Source organism: Rhodococcus pyridinivorans (assembly GCF_900105195.1).
Classification (GTDB): Bacteria; Actinomycetota; Actinomycetes; order Mycobacteriales; family Mycobacteriaceae; genus Rhodococcus; species Rhodococcus pyridinivorans.
Genome location: NZ_FNRX01000002.1, coordinates 2,592,071 through 2,612,586, shown reverse-complemented (window position 1 = coordinate 2,612,586; position 20,516 = coordinate 2,592,071). Strand labels below are relative to the sequence as shown.

Below are 20,516 nucleotides of genomic sequence, written 5' to 3'. Positions count from 1 at the left end.
TCCTCTCGGTTCGTCGTGAGCTCTCACACTCACTGTCCTCGTGGAATCGTCAGTACTTGAGCAGGTCGGCGTTGTCGACGGAGGCCGATCGCCTCGTCCGGAAGATGGTCACGATGATGGCGAGACCGACGACGACCTCGGCGGCCGCGACGACCATCGTGAAGAAGGCGAACACCTGTCCGTGGAGGTTGCCGTGCATCCGCGCGAAGGTGACGAAGGCCAGGTTGGCGGCGTTGAGCATCAGTTCGACGCACATGAATACGACGATGGCGTTGCGGCGGACGAGAACTCCCACTGCGCCGATGGTGAACAGCAGTGCGGACAGGTAGAGGTAGTTCTCAGGGTTCATCGCCGATCCTTCCTCGCGTCGTCACCGCCGGGTTCGCGCAGGCCGAGCTCGGTGTGGTCCCAGTCGCGGCCGATGCGGCCGAGCAGCTCACCGACCGACAGTTCGGAGAACGAGCCGTCCGGGAGCAGGGCCGGAACGTCGGCGGCGTTGTGGCGGGCGTAGACACCCGCAGCCGGCAGCGGAGTGACCCGTTCTCCTTCTCGGAACCGGCGTGCGGCGAGTTCGCGTTGGGTCTGCTTCGGCTGCAGACGTTCCCGGTGGGCGAGCACCATCGCCCCGACGGTGGCGGTGATGAGCAGCGCTCCGGTGAGTTCGAACGCCCAGACGTAGTCGATGAACAGCAGCACCGCGATAGCCTCGACGTTGCCGCCGGCGTTGGCGGCGTCGAGTCCCGCGAAGCCGGAGACCGCGGTGTTCCCGATGCCGCCGATGAGCATCACCGCGAATCCGATCGCCACGACGATCGCGAGAACGCGCTGGCCCTTGATCGTTTCGACGAGGGAATCGGACGAGTCGATGCCGACGAGCATGAGCACGAACAGGAACAGCATCATGACCGCGCCGGTGTAGACCACGACCTGCACCACACCGAGGAACACGGCGTCCTGCGCGATGTAGAAGACGGCGAGCACGATCATCGTCATGGCGAGGAACAGCGCCGAGTACACGGCCTTCGGGGCGACGACGACACCGAGCGCCCCGAGTACCGCGACGGCACCGAGGATCCAGAACTGCACGGCCTCCCCGGTGGAGGTCGTGGTGAGTTCGGCGGCGAGCAGGGGAGTGGTCACCGGCTCTCCTCCCCGTCGGCGGCGGACGCGTGTTCCGGGACGGGGATCGTGCCCCGGTAGTAGTCCTCGTCGGTGGCGCCGGGCGCCATGGGATGCGGAGGTGGCTGCATTCCGGGTTCGAGGGGGGCGAGCAGGCGGTCCTTCTCGTATATCATGTCGGTGCGGTTGTCGGCGGCCATCTCGTACTCGTTCGTCATCGTCAGCGCGCGGGTCGGGCACGCCTCGATGCACAGTCCGCAGCCGATGCACCGCAGGTAGTTGATCTGGTAGACGCGCCCGTACCGTTCGCCGGGCGAGTACCGCTCCTCGTCGGTGTTGTCGGCGCCCTCGACGTGGATGGCGTCGGCCGGGCACGCCCACGCGCACAGTTCGCAGCCGATGCACTTCTCGAGTCCGTCCGGATACCGGTTGAGCTGGTGGCGTCCGTGATACCGGGGTGCGGTGGGTCTCTTCTGCTCCGGATACTGCTCGGTGTTGGGCTTCTTGAACATCGTCGTGAGCGTCACACCGAAACCGGCGAGCGGGCCGCGGAATTCGACCATCACGATCCTCCTGGGAGACGACCCGCCGGGGCGGGCGGACTCGATCGGGTGCTCGACCGAGCAGGTAGTGGCGGCACGGGGAAGCCCCCGGCCATGGCGTCGAATTCCGCGTCGACGTCGGCGGGTGGTTCTGTCGCCTGGGCGATGCGCCGGGTCCGCCGCCCCTGCAGGGTGAGGTAGGCGAACAACAGGGCGGTGGACAGCACCCCGGCGACGATGAGGCTCGCGGTGCCGGGCAGGACGTCGTCGGTGTCGAGGATGCGCAGCGCGGCCACGATCATCACCCACACCACCGAGACGGGGATGAGCAGTTTCCAACCCAGGGCCATGAACTGGTCGTAGCGCAGTCGCGGCAGGGTGCTGCGCAGCCACACGAAGACGAACAGCACGACCCACACCTTGATCACGAACCACAGCAGCGGCCACCAGCCCGAGTTCGCGCCGCTCCACAGCGTCAGCGGCCACGGCGCGTGCCAGCCACCGAGGAACAGCGTGGTCGCGAGCGCGGAGACGGTGACCATGTTGACGTACTCCGCGAGCATGAACATCGCGAATCGCAGCGACGAGTACTCGGTGTGGAAACCGCCCACCAGTTCGCCCTCGGCCTCGGGCAGGTCGAAGGGAGCGCGGTTGGTCTCCCCCACCATCGACACCGAATACACCAGGAAGGACGGCAGCAGCAGCACGACGAACCACAGGTCGTTCTGCGCGGCGACGATGCCCGAGGTCGACATCGTGCCCGCCTGCAGGAAGACCGCGGCGAACGCGAGTCCCATCGCGATCTCGTAGGAGATGACCTGCGCGGTCGAGCGGAGGCCACCGAGCAGCGGATAGGTCGAACCCGAGGCCCAGCCGGCGAGCACGATGCCGTAGACGCCGACGGAGGTGATCGCCAGGACGTAGAGCACCGCGACGGGAAGATCGGTGAGCTGCAACGGCGTCCGGTTCCCGAAGATCGACACCTCCGGCCCGAAGGGAATCACCGCGAACGCCATGAACGCCGGGGCCGTCGCGATGATCGGGGCGAGCATGTAGATCGGCTTGTCCACCCCGGTCGGGATGATGCCTTCCTTGAGGGCGAGCTTCAGGCCGTCGGCGACGGTCTGGAACAGTCCCTTCGGTCCCACCCGGTCGGGTCCGACCCGCATCTGCATCCGGGCCATGATCTTGCGTTCGGCGAGGATCATCACGAGCGTCGTCAGGACGAGGAACGCGAAGATCGCCACGGCCTTGACGACGACGAGCCACCACGGGTCGATGCCGAACATCGACAGATCCACGGGCTGGGCGATAACGCTCATCGCGGATCCTCCTCGTCCGATCCGGAACCCGTCGTGGCGGCGGCCCGGATCCGCACCACATCACCGGCGGTGACACCGAGATCGACGTGCACCATCGATCCCGGCGAGGCGGTGGGCAGCCAGACCACGCGGTCGGGCAGGTCGTCGACCACCAGCGGCAGAGTGATCGAGCCGCGCTCGGTGGAGACGGTGAGCGAATGATGTTCGGCGGCACCGATCTCCGCGGCTGTCGCGGCCGACAGCCGGGCGACGGGTTCGTGCGCCGTTCCGGCGAGGTGCGGTTCGTCGTCCTGCAACCGGCCCGCGTCGAGCAGCATCCGCCAGGTGGCCAGGACCGCTTCCCCGAGGACGGGACGTCGCGCAGGTCGCGGGGACACTTTCGGCGACTCGGGGACGGTGCCCGTCCATCGTCCGAGCTCGGCGAGTTCGTGGCGCAGGGTCTCGACGTCGTGGGGGCCGGGATCGTCGAGACCGGCGCCGAGGTCCATCGCGTCGGCGATCGCCGCGAGCACCCGGTGGTCGGGCAGTGCTCCGGTGTCGCGGAGCGCGATCGGGAAGGCACGTTCGCGTCCCTCCCAGTCGAGGAAGCTCCCGGCCTTCTCCACCACCGGCGCGACGGGGAAGACGACGTCGGCGCGGTCGGTCACCGCGCTGTGTCGCACTTCCAGACTCACGACGAATCCGGCGCCGTCGAGACCGGCGAGTGCGGCATCGGGTTCGGGCAGGTCGGCGGGGTCGATGCCGGCGACCACGAGCGCATCCACGTCACCCTCGGCGGCGGCGGCGAGGAGGGCGACGGTGTCGCGACCCGGTTCCGTCGGCAGGGTGTCGGCCGGGAGGCCCCACGCCGACTCGACGTCGCGCCTGGCCTGCGGGTCACCGACCGGACGGCCGCCGGGGAGAAGTGTCGGGAAGGCGCCGGCTTCGAGAGCTCCGCGATCACCGGCGCGGCGCGGGATCCACGCGAGGCGGGCTCCGGTCTCGTCGGCGAGGACGGCGGCGGCGGACAGCGTGCCGGGCGAGGCTGCTGCCCGCTCCCCCACCAGCACGATCGCACCGGGAGCCCGGAGCGCGGCCGCGGCGTCGGCGGATGCGCCGGTGCGGATCGCGTCGAGCGCGCGTGCCTCGTCGCCCGGGACGCACTGTTCGACCCGCCCCGACAGCTTGTGGACGCTGCGCGAGGCGAACGGTGCGATCGTGAAGACCTGCAGCCTGTTCCGCCGGACCGCCTTGCGCAGCCGCAGAAAGACGATCGGCGACTCCTCCTCCGGCTCGAATCCGACGAGGAGCACCGCGGGCGCGCGGTCGAGGTCGAGGTAGGTGACGTCGAGACGCCGTCCGGCGACCCTCGAGGCGAGGAAGTCCGTCTCCTCCTCCGACAGGGCTCGGCTACGGAAGTCGATGTCGTTGGTGCCGAGCGCCGTTCGCGCGAACTTCGCGTACGCGTAGGCGTCCTCGACGGTGAGTCGGCCACCGGTGAGGACTGCGGCTCTGCCGTGCGCCGCCGCCAGCCCGCGCGCAGCGACGCCGAGCGCCTCGATCCACGATGCGGGAACGAGCGCTCCGGTGTCGTCGCGGACGAGCGGCGTGGTGAGGCGGTCGTCGGCGGTGGCGTAGGTGAACGCCCAGCGTCCCTTGTCGCAGTTCCATTCCTCGTTGACCGCGGGGTCGTCCCCGGCGAGTCGGCGCAGCACGGCTCCACGACGATGGTCGGTGCGCTGGGCGCAGCCGCTCGCGCAGTGTTCGCACACACTCGGCGTGGAGACCAGATCGAACGGGCGGGCGCGAAACCGGTAGGCGGCGCCGGTGAGCGCGCCGACCGGACAGATCTGGACGGTGTTGCCGGAGAAGTACGACTCGAACGGTTCCTCGGTGTAGATACCGACCTGCTGCAGCGCCCCGCGGTCGAGCATGTCGACGAACCGGTCGCCCGCGATCTGGTCGGCGAAGCGGGTGCACCGCGCGCACAGCACGCACCGTTCGCGGTCGAGGAGCACCTGCGAGGAGATCGCGATGGGTTTCGGGTAGGTGCGTTTGGTGTCCTCGAAGCGGGACTCGGCGCGTCCGTTGGACATCGCCTGGTTCTGCAGCGGGCACTCGCCGCCCTTGTCGCATACCGGACAGTCGAGCGGATGGTTGATGAGCAGCAGTTCCATCACGCCGCGCTGGGCCTTGTCGGCCACCGGTGAGGTGAACTGGGTGCGCACGACCATCCCGTCGGTGACCACGGAGGTGCACGAGGCGAGCGGTTTGCGCTGGCCCTCGACCTCGACGAGGCACTGGCGGCACGCACCGACCGGTTCGAGCAGCGGGTGGTCGCAGAACCGCGGGATCTGGACCCCGATCAGTTCGGCGGCGCGGATCACGAGAGTGCCCTTGGGCACGGCGATCTCGGTGTCGTCGATGGTGACGTTCACGAGGTCGGTAGTCTCGGACTTCTCCGCACCGGCACCGGACACTGCGGTCATCGCTCGCCTCCTTCCGCGGGGGCGTCGGCGGCGAGCGTCGACAGGTGCGGGTCGAACGGGCAGCCGCCGTGCTCGAAGTGGGCGACGTATTCGTCGCGGAAGTACTTCAGCGACGACGTGATCGGGCTGGTCGCGCCGTCCCCGAGCGCGCAGAACGCCCGGCCGAGGATGTTGTCGGAGATGTCGAGCAGCTTCTCCAGGTCGGCTTCGGCGCCCCGGCCGTGTTCGAGCCGCTCGAGGATCTGCACGAGCCACCAGGTGCCCTCGCGGCAGGGGGTGCACTTGCCGCACGATTCGTGCGCGTAGAACTCGGTCCAGCGCAGCACCGTGCGGACGACGCAGGTGGTCTCGTCGAAGATCTGCAGGGCCCGGGTCCCGAGCATCGACCCGGCGGCGGCGACGTTCTCGTAGTCCAGGGGGACGTCGAGGTGTTCGTCGGTGAAGATCGGGGTCGACGAACCGCCGGGTGTCCAGAACTTGAGCCGGTGGCCGGCGCGCACACCCCCGGCGTAGCCGAGCAGCTCGCGCAGGGTGATGCCGAGCGGGGCCTCGTACTGGCCGGGGGTGGTGACGTGCCCGGAGAGCGAGAACATCGCGAATCCCGGTGATTTCTCGGTGCCCATCGAGCGGTACCAGTCCACACCGTTGCGGATGACGAGCGGGACGTTCGCGATGGATTCGACGTTGTTGACGACGGTCGGGCATGCGTACAGGCCGGCGACGGCGGGAAAGGGCGGGCGCAGGCGTGGTTGGCCGCGGCGGCCCTCGAGGGAGTCGAGCAGCGCCGTCTCCTCACCGCAGATGTATGCGCCCGCACCGGCGTGGACGACGAGTTCGAGGTCGTATCCGGAGCCGAGGATGTCGCGTCCGAGACAACCGGCCTCGTAGGCCTCGGCGACCGCCGCGTGCAGGCGCCGCAGCACCGGGACGGCTTCGCCGCGGAGATAGACGAACGCGTGCCGGGCGCGGATCGCGTAGGCGGCGATGATCACGCCTTCGACGAGGGCATGCGGGGTGGCCAGCATGAACGGGATGTCCTTGCAGGTGCCCGGTTCGGATTCGTCGGCGTTGACGACGAGATAGTGCGGCTTGTCGTCGCCCTGCGGGATGAACGACCACTTGGTGCCCGTGGAGAATCCGGCGCCGCCGCGACCGCGGATCCCGGAATCCTTGACTGCGACGATGACCGCATCCGGGTCCATGCCGAGCGCGATGGGCAGGGCTTCGTATCCACCGTGCCGCCGGTAGGCGTCGAGGGTCCACGCCTGTTCCTCGGCCCAATAACGGGTGAGTACGGGGGTCAGACCTGTCGGTGATTTCCCGACGGCGACGACGGCCTCGTCATTCTCCGGCGGTTCGGGTGCCCGCATGTCGTGCTTGCGGGCGACCTCGAGCCCGGCGAGGGAGGCCGGCCCGGCGGTACCGGCGGCCTCGAGCGCACCGGGCCGGTCGTCGGGGATCCCCGCGAGCAGGCGTGCGGTGTCGCGGAAGCTGCGCAGCGGGGCGCCGCGCGTCGGTGCGGGGGTGCCGCCGGCGAGCAGGTCGTCGACGAGTTCGATCGCGGACTCGATAGTGCGGTTGTCGAACAGTTCCCAGTCGACGGTCATCACGGGGGCGTAGTCGCACGCCGCGTTGCATTCGATGTGCTCGAGGGTGATCGCGCCGTCGGCGGTGGTCTCGTCGTGTCCGATGCCGAGCCGGGTGCACAGCGCGGAGAAGATCTCGTCGCCGCCCATCGTCGCGCACAACGCGTTCGTGCACACTCCGACGTGGTGGCGGCCGGTCGGCGAGCGGCGGTACATGGTGTAGAAGGTGGAGACGGCGGCGACCTCGGCGCCGGTGAGTCCGAGCCGCCGGGCGCAGAACTCGATGCCGGCCGGCGTGATGTAACCGTCCTCCGCCTGCACGAGGTGCAGCAGCGGCAGCAGCGCTGATCGTGGCTGCGGGTAGCGCGCGATGATCCGGTCGGCGTCGGCGTCGAGGCGGGCGCGCGCGTCGTCGGGATAGCGGCGCGGTGCGTCAGGTGGGGTGAGATAGGTGTCCTCGTCGGGTCGCGGCCCGAGCGGCACGAGGACGGGTTCGCGTCCGGCCGGTTCGGTCATCGGCACGGCGGCGGTGGTCTCGCTCGTGGCCGCGGTGCCGGTGGTCTCCGCGCCCGCAGCCCGCACGAATTCGGTGCTCATCGGTCCACTCCCCCCATCACCGGGTCGATGCTGGCGACGGCAGCGATCACGTCGGAGACCATGCCGCCCTCGCACATCGCCGCGACGGCCTGCAGATTCGTGAACGACGGGTCGCGGTAGTGCACGCGGTACGGGCGTGTGCCGCCGTCGCTGACCATGTGGACGCCGAGTTCGCCGCGTGGCGATTCGACGCCGATGTAGACCTGTCCCGCCGGGACACGTATGCCTTCGGTGACGAGCTTGAAGTGGTGGATCAGACCCTCCATCGACTCGCCCATGATGTGCCGGATGTGGTCGGGCGAGTTGCCGAGTCCGTCCGGTCCGAGCTGCAGTTCCGACGGCCAGGCGATCTTGCCGTCCTGGACCATCACCGGTCCGGGGCGGAGCCGGTCGAGGCACTGTTCGACGATCTTCAACGATTCGTGCATCTCCCCGATCCGGACGAGATAGCGCGCGTAGCAGTCGGATCCCTCTGCGGTGACGACGTCGAACTCGTAGGTCTCGTAGCCGCAGTAGGGTTCGGCGCGGCGCAGGTCGTAGGGCAGTCCGGTGGACCGTAGGATCGGTCCGGTGATCCCGAGGGCCATGCAGCCGGTGAGGTCGAGGCAGCCGATGTCGCGGGTGCGTGAGATGAAGATGGGGTTGTCGGTGAACAGGGCTTCGAGATCGGCGAGCCGGCCGGGTAGGAGGGCGAGCAGGTCGCGGATCATCGGCACGGCTTCGTCGGGCAAGTCCTGGGACAGTCCGCCGGGCCGGATGTAGGAGTGGTTCATCCGCAGTCCGGTGATCGTCTCGAAGACGTCGAGGATCAGTTCGCGTTCGCGGAAACCGAACAGCATCGGGGTGGTCGCGCCGAGTTCCATGCCACCGGTGGCCAGCGCCACCAGGTGCGAGGAGATGCGGTTGAGTTCCATGAGCATCACCCGCACGACCTGCGCGCGTTCGGGGACGAGATCCTCGATGCCGAGCAGCTTCTCGACGCCGAGGCAGTAGGCCGTCTCGTTGTGGAACGGGGCGAGGTAGTCCATGCGAGTGACGAAGGTGACGCCCTGCGTCCAGTTGCGGAATTCGAGGTTTTTCTCGATTCCGGTGTGCAGATAGCCGATTCCACATCGGGCCTCCGTGACGGTCTCGCCGTCGATCTCGAGGATCAGGCGCAACACTCCGTGGGTGGATGGGTGCTGGGGGCCCATGTTGACGACGATGTGGTCCTCGCCGCTGTCGCGTACGGCAGCGGTGATGCCGTCCCAGTCGCGTCCGACGGCGTCGAAGACGGTCTCGGTCGCGGGTTCGCTCGTCACGTGTACGCCCTCCGTTCGTCGGGTGGCGGGATCCGGGCGCCCTTGTATTCCACCGGGATGCCGCCGAGAGGGTAGTCCTTGCGTTGGGGATGTCCGTGCCAGTCGTCGGGCATCTCGATGCGGGTGAGCGCGGGGTGCCCGTCGAAGACGATTCCGAAGAAGTCGTAGGTCTCGCGCTCGTGCCAGTCGTTCGTCGGGTAGGTGCGGTAGAGCGAGGGGACGTACGGGTCGCTGTCGGGGATCGCGACCTCGAGCCGTATCCGACGGTTGTGGGTGATCGAGACGAGCGGATACACCGCGTGCAGTTCGCGGCCCGTCTCCTGCGGGTAATGCACCCCGCTGACCCCGAGGCACAGCTCGAAGCGGAGGTCCGCATGGTCGCGCAGGGTGCGGGCCACGAGCGGCAGATGTTCGCGGCGGACGAAGACGGTCAGCTGGTGGCGGTGCGCGACGACCTTCTCGACCGCCTGGGCATAGCCGACGCCGGTGTCGCCGGATCGCTCGTCGAGGACGTCCTCGAGCGTGTCGACGAGGTCGTCGAGGTACCCGCCGTAGGGTCGCTCGGTGCTGCCGGGCAGCGTCACCCGGCGCACGAGGCGGCCGTAGCCGCTGGTGTCACCGGATCCACGCACCCCGAACATGCCGCGTCGGACGGCGATCACCTCGTCGGCGCGGTCGTCGTGGTCGGATCCTGTCCGTTCGAGATCGGTCATCGCGGCGGCACCGTCAGTTCGATGAGGGGACGTTGGGCCAGGGCCGCTTCCTCGGCGGCGCGGATCGCCTCGGCCCGGTTCACACCCAGTGGCATCTGCGCGATCTTCTCGTGCAGCATGAGGATGGCGTGCAGGAGCATCTCGGGCCGGGGCGGGCAGCCCGGAAGGTAGATGTCGACGGGGACGACGTGGTCGACCCCCTGAACGATCGCGTAGTTGTTGAACATGCCGCCCGACGAGGCGCACACGCCCATCGCGAGCACCCACTTCGGTTCGACCATCTGGTCGTAGACGCGGCGCAGGGCGGGAGCCATCTTCTGGCTGACTCGGCCGGCGACGATCATGACGTCGGCCTGTCGCGGGGAGGCCCGGAAGGCCTCCATACCGAAGCGGGCGATGTCGTAGCGGCCACCGGCGGTGGCCATCATCTCGATGGCGCAGCACGCGAGCCCGAAGGACGCCGGCCACAAGGAGCCCTTGCGCGCGAAACCGGCCAGGGTCTCGACGGTGCTGAGCAGAAAACCGCTGGGGACCTTCTCCTCGATGCCCATCGCCCGTCACCTTCCCCGGAATCGGACCGGACGCCCGGTCGTTTGTCGTCCGCTCTCGTAACCCCTTCGCTGGCAGGACATCCCGTCGTACACGCGGGTCGTCAGTCCCATGTCAGGCCTCCTCGTTTCCACTCGTAGGCGTAGGCGACGAAGACGTTGAACATGAACAGCGCCATCGCCGCCAGACCGAAGACGCCGAGCGTGTCGAAATGGACCGCCCACGGGTACAGGAAGACGATCTCGATGTCGAAGATGATGAACAGCATCGCGGTGAGGTAGTACTTCACCGGGAAGCGACCACCTCCCACCGGCTGGGGTGTGGGGTCGATGCCGCACTCGTACGCATCGAGCTTGGCGCGGTTGTATCGGCTCGGGCCCGCGAGGCTCGCCACCGCGACGGAGAAGACCGCGAAGGCAAGCGCGATGCCACCGAGTACCAGGATCGGTACGTAAGCGTTCATGCGACCTCCGGTTGCTTGCGCGAATCCGGCCGCGGGTCTGCTCGTCGCCCGCGAACCCACCCCCGCCGTGCACCGGGCGGTTCCGTCCCGGCCCAGGGTTGTGAGTCACGGCACACACTAGTGCTGTTCGCGTCGGACTTGTCGCGATTTCACGCCCTCGATTCGGGGCGGCGTGTCGGGCTGCTCGACAACGGGAAGGAGGGTAGATTTTCCGGCCCCACATACGAGTTCGCGGCCGGGCGGTCGCGCGTCGGAAGGGTCAGGAGGGGCGGGAGCGAGGGGTGAGCAGCGCGAGGACCTGCCGGCCGAGCCGAATCGGGTCGACGGGATGACGCAGCACCACCTCGGCGCCCGACCAGCGGGCGAGCCATTCGTCGTCGGCCCGGGCGATCAACACGATGATCGGCGGGCACGAGTCGAGTTCGTCCTCGAGTTGTTTCGCGAGGCCCATGCCGCCCGCGGGGGCGGCCTCACCGTCGAGCACGGCGAGGGCGATGTCGCCGGCGTGCATGCGTTCGACGACGACCGGCGGTGTCGCGACCTCGACGTAGTCGAGTGGAGGCAGATCCGGGTGCAGCCGGGTACCGAGGGCATCACGAACCTGTTGCCGCACGGTCGCATCGTCGCTGTAGACGAGGATGCGCAGCGAGTCGGTCACGGGCAAGATGCTAACCGAGCACACCCGCCCGTCCGGGGAACCCGCGTGTCGCGGCGGTGCCGCGACGTCGGCGGGCCGGGACGAGCTCAGGATCCGCTACCGAGCGGATGCCACCGCTCGCGGATCTCGGGACGGATGGCCGTCTCCGTCTCGTCGTCGTGGATGATCGAGGCGGGCGCGATCATCAGGTGCGCCAGCACGATGCATGCGCCGGTGAGCATGGCGAATGCGGCACCGATCAGATACGACGCGGTGAACACCGCAGCCAGGAATCCGATCGTGAGCATTCCCGTGAGCGCGATGATCGCGAGAATCCGCCGGTTCGAGCGTGGCATCGAATCGGACCTCTTATCCGTGGATGCAACCATGAGCATCTCCGTTCCTCCCCGGAACGACGCATCCGGTACCCCCGCATCCACTCATCGTTCCCGGTCGACGAATCGTCGGTGATGAGCGAACCCCCGCGGTGGCCGAGTGCGGCCGTCCCCTTTCCCGCTCGGGGCGTGAGCGGTTTCGATAACAGAATACTATCAAATGTGACATCCGTCTCGTGATCTGTTTGTGGGACATCACGAAGTTGCGGACGGCCCGGAAATCTGCCGATAACCGTCATCCCCTTCAGAAGGTTAGGCTCACCTCTCGAACCGGTCCGATCAGTGAGAGGTATCCATGAAATTTCTGTCCCCGCGCCGCCTCGGGTCACGCGCGGTAGTCGCGCTCGCCGCCGCCGTCGCACTCACCGCCTGCTCGTCCGGCAGTGGCGACAACTCGAACGGTTCTCCGACGGGCGACTTCGAACCCGTCGCGATCGAGCACGCACTGGGCACCGCCGAGATCGACGCGCAGCCCGAAAGGGTCGTCACGCTCGGGATGGGTTCGGCCGAGACGGCGATCGCACTGGGTGTCACCCCAGTGGGGATGGAGGAATATCCCTGGGGCAGCGACGAAACCGGATATCTGCCCTGGATCCACGAGGAACTGACCGAACGCGGCGAGCCGCTGCCCGAGCAGTTCACCGGTGGCGCCGAGGTGGACGTCGAGGCGATCGCCCGACTCGCCCCGGACGTCATCCTCGCGCCGTGGTCGGGCATCACGCAGGAGCAGTACGACCTGCTGTCGGCGATCGCCCCGACCGTCGCCTACCCCGAACTGCCCTGGACGATCACCTGGCAGGACCAGATCGAGACCGTCGGCACCGCACTCGGCAGGCACGACGAGTCGCTGGATCTGATCACGGAGATCGACGACACCTTCGAACGCACCGCGGCGGAGCATCCCGAATACGCCGGGGTGACGTTCTCGTATATCTACAACACCGGCCCCAGCACGCTGGGCGTGTTCATGCCCGACGAGCAGCGCGTGGCGATGGTCCGCGGACTCGGGCTGACGGTCGACCCGGTCGCGGAGACGCTCGAGGAGACCGAGGGCACCGACTCGGCGGTCATCGGGCTCGAGAACGCCGGACTGCTGAAGGACTCGGATCTGATCTTCACGTTCTATTCCGACCCGGCGAACCGCGCGGAGATCGAATCGCAGGCCGTCTACCAGCAAATTCCGGCGATCGGGCGCGGCTCGCTCGTCGCGCCGGAGGAACAGCCGTTCGTCACGGGATCGTCGATGATCAATCCGCTCACCGTGCCGTGGTCGATCGACCGCTACGTCCCGCTCGTCGACGAGGCGATCGCGAAGCTCGACCGCTGAGCCGGACGCACCGGTGGTGCGCCCGGCTCTCGGGCGTCACCGCCGGTGCGCGAGCCTGCGGACCATGAGATCACCGATCGACTGCATGATCTGCACCATCACGATGAGGACGACCACCGCGAGCAACAGCACCGGCGTGTTGAACCGCTGGTAGCCGTAGACGATCGCGAAGTCGCCGAGACCGCCACCACCGATGACACCGGCCATGGCCGAATAGCCCACCAGCAGCACGAGGGTGAGGGTGGCACCGGCGATCAGCGGGGACAGTGCTTCGGGCAGCAGCACCTTGCGCACGATCTGCCCGTTGGTGGCCCCCATCGCCTGGGCCGCCTCGACCCGGCCCCGGGGCACCTCCCGCAGAGCGGATTCGACGATCCGGCCGAAGAACGGGATGGCACCGATGGTCAACGGCACGATCGCCGCGGTCGGCCCGATCGCGGTACCCACGATGAAGCGGGTGAACCCGATCAGCGCGATCAGCAGGATGAGGAAGGGCAGCGACCGGAAGAGGTTGACGATCACGCCGAGGACGGTGTTGAGCGTCCTGCGCGGCCACAGTCCGGACGGGGACGTCAACTGCAACACGATTCCGACCAGCACACCACCGACGACGGTGAGCACGAAGGACACCGCAACCATGTAGAGCGTCTCGAGGGTGGCTTCCCACACCTCCGGGAAGGCGTCGTACCACTGCAGTTTGTTCATCGCGCCTGCACCGTCATTCCGTGAGTCCCTCCAATTCGGCTTCCGTCCCCCACGCCAGGCTCAGATACGGGCGTTCGGCCACGAACCCCTCGATGAGTGCCCGATCGGTACCCGCCGTGAACCGAAGGCGCATCCGGCCCACGGTGACGCTGCCGACCTGTTCGACCCGGCCGCCGACCACAGCGATGTCGGCGTCGATCGCGCGGATCATCTCAGCGAGCCACGGTCCGTGCGCGGCATCACCGATCGCGGTGACCAGAGCCGTGTCGGCACCCGAACCCGTCGACGGGTCGGTGCCGACCGGGACGAGCGCATGCCCGAGCGCCGACTCGGGATCGGCGACGAGATCGACGATCCGGCCCGTCTCGACCACCTGTCCGGCGGCGAGCCGAGCTGCCGAGCTGCAGATCCGGCGCAGCACCCCGAGTTCGTGGGTGATCACCACGACCGTGACGCCCAGTCGTCTGTTCACCTCGGCGACGAGATCGAGGACCTGATCGGTGGTGTCCGGGTCCAGGGCGCTCGTGGCCTCGTCGCACAGCAGTACCTCGGGTTCGACGGCGAGTGCGCGGGCGATGCCCACGCGCTGCTGCTGTCCACCGGACAGCTGCGAGGGATAGCTCTCCCCCTTGCCGGCCAGGCCGACGAGATCGAGCAGCTCGAGCGCCCGCTTGCGGCGCTGTTCCTTGTCGATCCCCGCCACTTCGAGCGGGAATTCGACGTTCCGGATCACGGTGCGCGAGTGCAGTAGGTTGAACTGCTGGAAGACCGTCCCGATCCGGCGACGCGCCGCTCGCAGTTCCGCGCCGGACAGGGTCGACAGGTCGTCCCCGCCGAGCAGGATCCGTCCCGAGGTAGGCCGCTCGAGCAGGTTCAGACAGCGCAGAAGGGTGGACTTGCCGGATCCGGACGGGCCGACGATGCCGTAGATCTCGCCGTCGGGGATCTCGAGCGACACCCCTCGCAACGCCGCGACCTCCCCGGAGCGCCCGGCTCCGGGGAAGGTCTTGACGAGGTTCTCGACGACGATCATCAGTTCGTCGAGTGGACCGGCAGCACGGCGCCGGAGTAGGTCTCCTCGATCCAGGCAGCCGTCTCGGGCGACTCGAGGGCCTCGGCCAGCGCGGTCACTGCCGGGTCGTTCTCGTTCTCGGCCCGCACGACGAGCAGGTTGGAGAAGGGGTTGTTCTCGACCTCTTCGGTGACGATGGCGTCCTCGGCCGGGTTCAGGCCGGCTTCGAGCGCGTAATTGGAGTTGATCACGGCGGCGGTGATCTGCGCGTCGTCGAGCTGACGGGCGAGCTGCGGACGCTCGATGCTGACGAGGTTCAGGTTCTTCGGGTTGGCGGTGATGTTCGATTCGGTGACCACCGACAGGTCGGCCTCCTCGAAGGGCACGTCCATCTCGAGCAGACCGGCCGATTCGAGCAGGTACAGCGCGCGGGCGTAGTTGGTGGTGTCGCGCGGCACGGCGACGGTGTCGCCGTCCTTCAGCTCGTCGAGCGAGGCGATCTTGTTCGAGTAGAGGCCGATGGGCTCGAGGTGCACGTCGGCGACGGCGACGAGGTCGTCGATACCCTTCTGCTTCTGCCAGTCCGTCAGGTAGGGCTCGTGCTGGAAGAAGTTCGCGTCGACGTCACCGGCCTCGAGCAGTTCGTTGGGATCGACCTCCCCGGTGATCTCGACGATGTCGAGCTTGTAGTCGCCCAGCGCCCCGGTGCTCACGATCTGGTCGAGGATCTCGACGTGCGGGGTGGACGACGCCGAGATCCGGAGGGTGGTGTCGTCACCTTCGGACGACGAGCAGGCCGCGAGACCCGCAGCGAGGGTGAGCGCGGCGGACGCGACGACGATACGACGCAGTGACATCGGGTGGATACCTTCCGTTGGGAATGCGGGGACGTTGGAAATACGGGGACGGACAGATCGATTATCGGGGTGCGGCGAAGCGGGCGAGGAGATCCGCGTGAAAACGCTCCGCCACGTTCGGATGTGCCCGCAGGCGGGACTTGAGTGCGTTGAGGCCGTAGACGGCGTGCAGCGTGCCGCCGTGTGCGTCGGGGCCGACGCCGCGGGCGGCCGCGGCCAGATCTGCGGGCAACTCCACCGCCGGGAGTTCGCGGTCGAGACCGGGATTGAGGAAGAAGGGCAGCGACACCCGGTCGGTGCCCGCCGGGGGCGGCAGCACACGATGGACGGTCGCCTGGAGGTAACCGCCGGTGGCGACCTCGAGGAGTTCTCCGATGTTGACGATGAAATGCCCTGGGAGCGGGTCGATGTCGACCCAACGTCCGTCGCGTTCGACCTGGAAGCCGGTGCTGCCGGGTTCGGGATACAGCAACGTCAGCGCGCCGACGTCCTTGTGGCTGCCGACCCCTTGATCGGTGACCGAGCGGTCGTGCCCGGGATACCGCGCGATCTTCAGCAGCGGGTCGGGATCGGCGAAGGCGTCCTCGAAGTGATCGGCGGGGGCACCGAGGGATTCGGCCCATGCACCGAGCAGTCGGCGTCCGACGTTGCCGGCCTCGTCGATCCACCGCAGGGCCAGTTCGCGTAGTCGGGGGACCTGCTCGGGCCACAGATTGGGGCCGTGCAGCACCTCCCAGGGGCGGTCGGGGTCGACCTCGGCGACGGCATCGCGTTCCGGGCCGATGTCGAGTTGTTCGCGCCAGTCGACATAGCCCTGGGTGCGTTCGCCACCGACACGGGTGTAGCCGCGGAAGTGGGGCGAGCGGATGTTCTCGATCGCGAGCTTGTCCGCCTCGGGGAGGGCGAAGAATTCGCGTGCCGCCGCGACGAGCCCGTCGGCGAGCGCGGGCTCTATCCCGTGACCGGCGAGATGGAAGAACCCGATCTCGTGGGTGGCCTCCCGGAGGCGATCGAGCAGGGCGTTGCGTGTGGTGTCGTCGCCGTCGAGATCGGACAGATCGATGACGGGCAATACTGTCGAATCGGACATGATGTGCCTTTCGAACCGCATCGGATGCGAGGAATTCCCGGTCACCGCCGGATCGTCGGTCACAGCGGACTCAGGGGAATCGTGAGAGCAGTGCGAGCAGCCCCGACAGGGGTGATCAGCGGCAACGACAACACGCAGGAGCCACGGCGCTTCGAGCGCGTGTGCTCACAGTCTGCGCGTGAGTGTTGCCCATGTTCTCCTCCGATGAGGTCGCGTGCGACCTTCGACGACAGTGGCGCCACGACGTGGTCCTGATCAAGGCTAATCGCCGCCTGGACCACCCGGCAAATCATCCTCGACCGGCAGTGCGACACCATTGACAGCAGGCTGTCGTTTTGTCAGCATACTGTCATGACCGAAACAGTTCACGTCGCCGTGTACGACACCCTGGCGGACTGGGAGATCGGATACGTCACGCCACATATCGCAGATCCCGAATGGCAGCGCAGCCCCGGCCGGTACCGCGTCCGTACCGTCGGAGCCACGACGGAACCGGTCACGACCAAGGGCGGACTCCGCATCCTTCCCGACGCCGTGCTCGCAGACATCACGCCGGAGGACAGCGCGATGCTGATCCTCGCGGGCAACGACATCTGGCCGACCGACGCCTACGCCCCGTTCGTCGACAAGACCCGGCAATTCCTCGACGCCGGCGTTCCGGTGGCCGCGATCTGTGGCGCGACCGGAGCGCTCGCGGCTGCCGGCCTGCTCGACGAGCGGCCGCACACGAGCAACGCTCCAGAATTCCTGCAGAGCGTCGGATACGGTGGCGCCGATCTGTACCGGGACGAACCCGCGGTCACGGACGGCGATCTCATCACCGCGAGCGGCATCGCCCCGGTCGACTTCGCCCGCGCGATCTTCACCCGGCTCGACATGTACGAACCGCGCGTCCTCGACGCCTGGTACGCCCTCTACGGCGAGCGCGACCCGCGCGGCTACTACGAGCTCATGTCCTCCGGCTCGTGACGGAGCAGAACGCGGCCGAGCAGCACCCGGCGGAGGCCGAACTGCTCAGCGCGGCCGCACTGACGGCCTTCCGGCTCAACGGCCAGTTCTTCGCGCTGGCCGAGACCCTGGCGCGTCCGGTGGGCCTGACCGCGGCCTGGTGGCAGGTCCTCGGCGCGGTCTCCTCCGCTCCGCTGCCGGTGTCCGCGATCGCCCGCGAGATGGGCATCACCCGGCAGAGCGTGCAGCGCATCGCCGATCTCCTCGTCGACAAGGGCCTGGCGGAGTACCGGCCCAATCCGGCGCACCGTCGCGCCAAGCTCGTCGCGATGACACCGGCCGGTCGCGACGCGATCCGTGCCATCGGCCCCGCTCACGCCGACGCCGCGCGGGCACTGTGCGAGGAGACCGGATCCGAGAACCTGGCGCGGATCGTGGAGGGCATGCGCGCGCTGTCGGCCGCCCTCGACCGATCGGCCGATCAGCTCCCCGACGGACGACGCGGCGGGAAGTGACGGATGAGCCCTTCCTGCACGACGGTCGCGACGAGTTCGCCCTCGATGGTGAAGTAGCGTCCCGTCGCCATACCACGGGAACCGGCCGCTACCGGGGATTCCGTGGCGTACAGGTGCCATTCGTCGAAGCGGAGCGGACGGTGGAACCAGATCGAATGGTTGACCGTCGCCGCCACGATCCGGTCGAGTCCCCACGACAGGCCGTGCGTGGTGAGGATCGAATCGAGGACGGTCGTGTCGGACGCGTAGGCCAGCGTGGCGACGTGGAGCAGCGGATCGTCGGGCAGTTGCCCGTCGGCGCGCATCCACACGCGGTTGTGGCCGAGCTTCTCCCCCGTTCCCCGCAACACCCAGGCGGGGTCGTTGGCGTACCGCATGTCGATCGGCTTGAGCGCGCCGACGAAATGCGGCAACTGCTCCTCGAAGCCGCGCAGGCGTTCGCCGATCGGCGGAAGCGCTTCGGGCAGGGGAACATCGGGAACGGTCACCGAGTGTTCGAGGCCTTTGCCCCACCGCTGGAAGGCGGCGAGCATGACGAACAGTTCCTGGTCGTCCTGGTAGGCGGTGACCATCCGGTTCGCGAAGTCGCGGCCGTCCCGGTGGGTGACGACGTGGTAGTCGATGGGCCGCTTGACGTCGCCGCCCCGGATGAAATGGGCGTTGATCGCGTGCACAGGACGATCACCCACGGTGCGTCCGGCCGCAATGAGCGCCTGCGCGACGAGCTGACCGCCGAAGGTGCGGCTGCCGACCTGCTCGGGATGACCACCACGGAAGACGTTCTCCTCGACCTGCTCCAGATCGAGGAGGCCGAGGAGAACGTCGAGATCCGTTGTGTCCGACAGTGTCACCGGGTGTCTTTCTCACCCAACCGGTGCACGTGGATGAGGTTGGTCGAACCCGAGCGTCCCGGAGGCGCTCCGGCGACGATCACCACGAGGTCGCCGCGCTGGTACCGGCCCAGCGACAGCAACGCCGCGTCGACCTGTTCGACCATCTGGTCGGTGGTGTCGACCGGCTCGACCGAGAAGGTCTCGGTGCCCCACGTCAGCGCCAGCTGGTTGCGGATGTGCGGGACGGGCGTGAACGCGAGCAGCGGCAGCGGGGTGTGCAACCGCGCGAGTCGTCGCACGGTGTCGCCCGACTGGGTGAACGCGACGAGCGCCTTGGCGTCGAGACGCTCGCCGATGTCGCGGGCGGCGTACGAGATGACACCGCGCTTGGTGCGCGGAACGTGCGTCAGCGCAGGCACTTCCGTCGAATCCGACTCGACGGCGGCAATAATGCGCGCCATCGTGCGGACCGTTTCGACGGGGAACTTGCCGACGGAGGTCTCACCCGAGAGCATCACGGCGTCGGTGCCGTCGAGCACGGCGTTGGCCACGTCGGAGGCCTCGGCTCGAGTGGGACGCGAGTTCTCGATCATCGATTCGAGCATCTGCGTCGCGACGATGACGGGCTTGGCGTTCTCACGTGCTATCTGGATCGCGCGCTTCTGCACGAGCGGTACTTGCTCGAGCGGAAGTTCGACGCCGAGGTCGCCGCGCGCCACCATGACCGCGTCGAAGGCGAGGACCACGGCCTCGAGATTCTCGACGGCCTCGGGCTTCTCGAGCTTGGCGATCACCGGCACGTGCCGCCCGACACGGTCCATGACCTCGTGAACGAGTTCGACGTCGGCCGGCGACCGCACGAACGACAGGGCGATGAAGTCGACACCGAGGCGCAGTGCGAACTCGAGATCCTCGATGTCCTTCTCCGACATGGCCGGAACGGAGACGTTCATCCCCGGCAGGGAGACACCCTTGTTGTTGCTGACGGGTCCGCCCTCGATGACGCGACAGACGACGTCGTTGCCCTCGACCGCCTCGACGACGAGACCGACCTTGCCGTCGTCGACGAGCAACCGGTCGCCGGCGACGGCGTCCTGGGCGAGTTCCTTGTAGGTGGTCGAGACGCGGTCGTGGTCTCCGACCACGTCGTCGACGGTGATGCGGACCACTTCACCGTGTTCCCACACGGTGCGGTCCTCGGCGAATCGTCCGAGCCGGATCTTCGGCCCCTGGAGATCGGCGAGGATACCGACGGCGTGCCCGGAGGCCTCCGACGCAGCGCGGACCCGGTTGTAGTGGCCCTCGTGGTCGGCGTGTTCACCGTGGCTGAAATTCAGGCGGGCGACGTCCATTCCGGCGTCGACGAGATTCCGCAGGACATCGGGGTCGGCGGTGGCCGGCCCCATAGTGCAAACGATCTTGGTGCGTCGGGTCACGCTTCGAGCCTAGCCTCCGAGCCTGCGACCCTCCATCCCAGCACCCCGGTGCGTGTCGCCGGGGTGCCGATGGGACGGAGACGTCGGGATGTCACAGGCGA

General features: G+C 68.1%; 21 protein-coding genes. 3 read left to right on the top strand and 18 right to left on the bottom strand.

Annotation, left to right across the window (positions count from 1 at the left end; all coding sequences use genetic code 11):
• Positions 1–49: 49 nt before the first annotated feature.
• The 12 genes from nuoK to BLV31_RS12455 form a co-directional block, all read right to left on the bottom strand.
• Positions 50–349 (bottom strand): NADH-quinone oxidoreductase subunit NuoK, encoded by a 300-nt coding sequence (gene nuoK, locus BLV31_RS12510; protein WP_016935375.1) that lies wholly within the window; start codon positions 347–349, stop codon positions 50–52.
• Positions 346–1,140, bottom strand: coding sequence for an NADH-quinone oxidoreductase subunit J (locus tag BLV31_RS12505; RefSeq protein ID WP_072740441.1), 795 nt, complete (start codon positions 1,138–1,140; stop codon positions 346–348). The genes nuoK and BLV31_RS12505 overlap by 4 nt, the downstream gene beginning before the upstream one ends.
• A complete protein-coding gene (gene nuoI / locus BLV31_RS12500; protein WP_064061995.1) occupies positions 1,137–1,682 on the bottom strand; it encodes an NADH-quinone oxidoreductase subunit NuoI in 546 nt (181 codons plus the stop codon). Before nuoI ends, BLV31_RS12505 begins: the two co-directional genes overlap by 4 nt.
• Positions 1,682–2,983 carry an NADH-quinone oxidoreductase subunit NuoH gene (gene nuoH, locus BLV31_RS12495; RefSeq protein ID WP_064061994.1) on the bottom strand — a complete coding sequence of 434 codons (1,302 nt, stop codon included), beginning with the start codon at positions 2,981–2,983 and terminating at the stop codon, positions 1,682–1,684. The genes nuoI and nuoH overlap by 1 nt, the downstream gene beginning before the upstream one ends.
• Positions 2,980–5,451 carry an NADH-quinone oxidoreductase subunit G gene (locus tag BLV31_RS12490; RefSeq protein WP_064061993.1) on the bottom strand — a complete coding sequence of 824 codons (2,472 nt, stop codon included), beginning with the start codon at positions 5,449–5,451 and terminating at the stop codon, positions 2,980–2,982. The genes nuoH and BLV31_RS12490 overlap by 4 nt, the downstream gene beginning before the upstream one ends.
• Complete coding sequence (gene nuoF, locus BLV31_RS12485) at positions 5,448–7,634, bottom strand: NADH-quinone oxidoreductase subunit NuoF (RefSeq protein ID WP_072740440.1); 2,187 nt, start codon at positions 7,632–7,634, stop codon at positions 5,448–5,450. The genes BLV31_RS12490 and nuoF overlap by 4 nt, the downstream gene beginning before the upstream one ends.
• On the bottom strand, positions 7,631–8,935 hold the full coding sequence (locus BLV31_RS12480; protein ID WP_006554041.1) for an NADH-quinone oxidoreductase subunit D: 1,305 nt from the start codon (positions 8,933–8,935) through the stop codon (positions 7,631–7,633). The genes nuoF and BLV31_RS12480 overlap by 4 nt, the downstream gene beginning before the upstream one ends.
• On the bottom strand, positions 8,932–9,648 hold the full coding sequence (locus tag BLV31_RS12475) for an NADH-quinone oxidoreductase subunit C (protein ID WP_006554042.1): 717 nt from the start codon (positions 9,646–9,648) through the stop codon (positions 8,932–8,934). The genes BLV31_RS12480 and BLV31_RS12475 overlap by 4 nt, the downstream gene beginning before the upstream one ends.
• Positions 9,645–10,199 (bottom strand): NuoB/complex I 20 kDa subunit family protein, encoded by a 555-nt coding sequence (locus tag BLV31_RS12470; RefSeq protein ID WP_006554043.1) that lies wholly within the window; start codon positions 10,197–10,199, stop codon positions 9,645–9,647. Before BLV31_RS12470 ends, BLV31_RS12475 begins: the two co-directional genes overlap by 4 nt.
• A 101-nt stretch (positions 10,200–10,300) precedes the next feature.
• Entirely contained in the window at positions 10,301–10,660 is a 360-nt protein-coding gene (locus BLV31_RS12465; protein ID WP_064061992.1) for an NADH-quinone oxidoreductase subunit A, read from the bottom strand.
• A gap of 259 nt (positions 10,661–10,919) precedes the next feature.
• Positions 10,920–11,324: a PleD family two-component system response regulator gene (locus BLV31_RS12460; RefSeq protein WP_081263534.1), complete on the bottom strand. Its 405-nt coding sequence runs from the start codon at positions 11,322–11,324 to the stop codon at positions 10,920–10,922.
• 80 nt (positions 11,325–11,404) lie between these two features.
• Entirely contained in the window at positions 11,405–11,653 is a 249-nt protein-coding gene (locus BLV31_RS12455; RefSeq protein WP_231412743.1) for a hypothetical protein, read from the bottom strand.
• A 334-nt stretch (positions 11,654–11,987) separates the two neighbouring features.
• Here BLV31_RS12455 and BLV31_RS12450 point away from each other — a divergent pair, with 334 nt between their 5' ends.
• Positions 11,988–13,019: an iron-siderophore ABC transporter substrate-binding protein gene (locus tag BLV31_RS12450; protein WP_064061990.1), complete on the top strand. Its 1,032-nt coding sequence runs from the start codon at positions 11,988–11,990 to the stop codon at positions 13,017–13,019.
• A gap of 36 nt (positions 13,020–13,055) precedes the next feature.
• Here BLV31_RS12450 and BLV31_RS12445 read toward each other — a convergent pair whose 3' ends face one another.
• The 4 genes from BLV31_RS12445 to BLV31_RS12430 all read right to left on the bottom strand — a co-directional run bounded on the left by BLV31_RS12445 (position 13,056) and on the right by BLV31_RS12430 (position 16,683).
• A complete protein-coding gene (locus tag BLV31_RS12445; RefSeq protein WP_006554049.1) occupies positions 13,056–13,724 on the bottom strand; it encodes a methionine ABC transporter permease in 669 nt (222 codons plus the stop codon).
• A 13-nt stretch (positions 13,725–13,737) separates the two neighbouring features.
• Positions 13,738–14,757, bottom strand: coding sequence for a methionine ABC transporter ATP-binding protein (locus tag BLV31_RS12440; RefSeq protein WP_006554050.1), 1,020 nt, complete (start codon positions 14,755–14,757; stop codon positions 13,738–13,740).
• Positions 14,757–15,593 carry a MetQ/NlpA family ABC transporter substrate-binding protein gene (locus BLV31_RS12435; RefSeq protein WP_019289697.1) on the bottom strand — a complete coding sequence of 279 codons (837 nt, stop codon included), beginning with the start codon at positions 15,591–15,593 and terminating at the stop codon, positions 14,757–14,759. The genes BLV31_RS12440 and BLV31_RS12435 overlap by 1 nt, the downstream gene beginning before the upstream one ends.
• A 61-nt stretch (positions 15,594–15,654) precedes the next feature.
• On the bottom strand, positions 15,655–16,683 hold the full coding sequence (locus BLV31_RS12430) for an isopenicillin N synthase family dioxygenase (RefSeq protein WP_064062003.1): 1,029 nt from the start codon (positions 16,681–16,683) through the stop codon (positions 15,655–15,657).
• Positions 16,684–17,034: 351 nt separating this feature from the next.
• On the opposite strand from BLV31_RS12430, the gene BLV31_RS12425 reads away from it, so the two are divergent.
• Together BLV31_RS12425 and BLV31_RS12420 are read left to right on the top strand one after the other, a co-directional pair.
• Positions 17,035–17,652 (top strand): DJ-1/PfpI family protein, encoded by a 618-nt coding sequence (locus tag BLV31_RS12425; protein WP_019289699.1) that lies wholly within the window; start codon positions 17,035–17,037, stop codon positions 17,650–17,652.
• Entirely contained in the window at positions 17,649–18,146 is a 498-nt protein-coding gene (locus BLV31_RS12420; protein ID WP_024101204.1) for a MarR family winged helix-turn-helix transcriptional regulator, read from the top strand. The genes BLV31_RS12425 and BLV31_RS12420 overlap by 4 nt, the downstream gene beginning before the upstream one ends.
• Here BLV31_RS12420 and BLV31_RS12415 read toward each other — a convergent pair.
• Both BLV31_RS12415 and pyk read right to left on the bottom strand, forming a co-directional pair.
• On the bottom strand, positions 18,113–18,997 hold the full coding sequence (locus tag BLV31_RS12415) for an acyl-CoA thioesterase II (RefSeq protein ID WP_006554055.1): 885 nt from the start codon (positions 18,995–18,997) through the stop codon (positions 18,113–18,115). The genes BLV31_RS12420 and BLV31_RS12415 overlap by 34 nt on opposite strands.
• Positions 18,994–20,415 carry a pyruvate kinase gene (pyk, locus tag BLV31_RS12410; RefSeq protein ID WP_006554056.1) on the bottom strand — a complete coding sequence of 474 codons (1,422 nt, stop codon included), beginning with the start codon at positions 20,413–20,415 and terminating at the stop codon, positions 18,994–18,996. Before pyk ends, BLV31_RS12415 begins: the two co-directional genes overlap by 4 nt.
• Between the last annotated feature and the right edge of the window lie 101 nt (positions 20,416–20,516).

Bases quoted from the DNA above. Each gene is read 5' to 3' on its own strand.
- nuoK (WP_016935375.1), bottom strand. From the start codon at position 349: ATGAACCCTGAGAACTACCTCTACCTGTCCGCACTGCTGTTCACCATC.
- nuoI (WP_064061995.1), bottom strand. From the start codon at position 1,682: ATGGTCGAATTCCGCGGCCCGCTCGCCGGTTTCGGTGTGACGCTCACG.
- nuoH (WP_064061994.1), bottom strand. From the start codon at position 2,983: ATGAGCGTTATCGCCCAGCCCGTGGATCTGTCGATGTTCGGCATCGAC.
- BLV31_RS12490 (WP_064061993.1), bottom strand. From the start codon at position 5,451: ATGACCGCAGTGTCCGGTGCCGGTGCGGAGAAGTCCGAGACTACCGAC.
- nuoF (WP_072740440.1), bottom strand. From the start codon at position 7,634: ATGAGCACCGAATTCGTGCGGGCTGCGGGCGCGGAGACCACCGGCACC.
- BLV31_RS12475 (WP_006554042.1), bottom strand. From the start codon at position 9,648: ATGACCGATCTCGAACGGACAGGATCCGACCACGACGACCGCGCCGAC.
- BLV31_RS12470 (WP_006554043.1), bottom strand. From the start codon at position 10,199: ATGGGCATCGAGGAGAAGGTCCCCAGCGGTTTTCTGCTCAGCACCGTC.
- BLV31_RS12465 (WP_064061992.1), bottom strand. From the start codon at position 10,660: ATGAACGCTTACGTACCGATCCTGGTACTCGGTGGCATCGCGCTTGCC.
- BLV31_RS12455 (WP_231412743.1), bottom strand. From the start codon at position 11,653: ATGCCACGCTCGAACCGGCGGATTCTCGCGATCATCGCGCTCACGGGA.
- BLV31_RS12450 (WP_064061990.1), top strand. From the start codon at position 11,988: ATGAAATTTCTGTCCCCGCGCCGCCTCGGGTCACGCGCGGTAGTCGCG.
- BLV31_RS12445 (WP_006554049.1), bottom strand. From the start codon at position 13,724: ATGAACAAACTGCAGTGGTACGACGCCTTCCCGGAGGTGTGGGAAGCC.
- BLV31_RS12440 (WP_006554050.1), bottom strand. From the start codon at position 14,757: ATGATCGTCGTCGAGAACCTCGTCAAGACCTTCCCCGGAGCCGGGCGC.
- BLV31_RS12435 (WP_019289697.1), bottom strand. From the start codon at position 15,593: ATGTCACTGCGTCGTATCGTCGTCGCGTCCGCCGCGCTCACCCTCGCT.
- BLV31_RS12430 (WP_064062003.1), bottom strand. From the start codon at position 16,683: ATGTCCGATTCGACAGTATTGCCCGTCATCGATCTGTCCGATCTCGAC.
- BLV31_RS12425 (WP_019289699.1), top strand. From the start codon at position 17,035: ATGACCGAAACAGTTCACGTCGCCGTGTACGACACCCTGGCGGACTGG.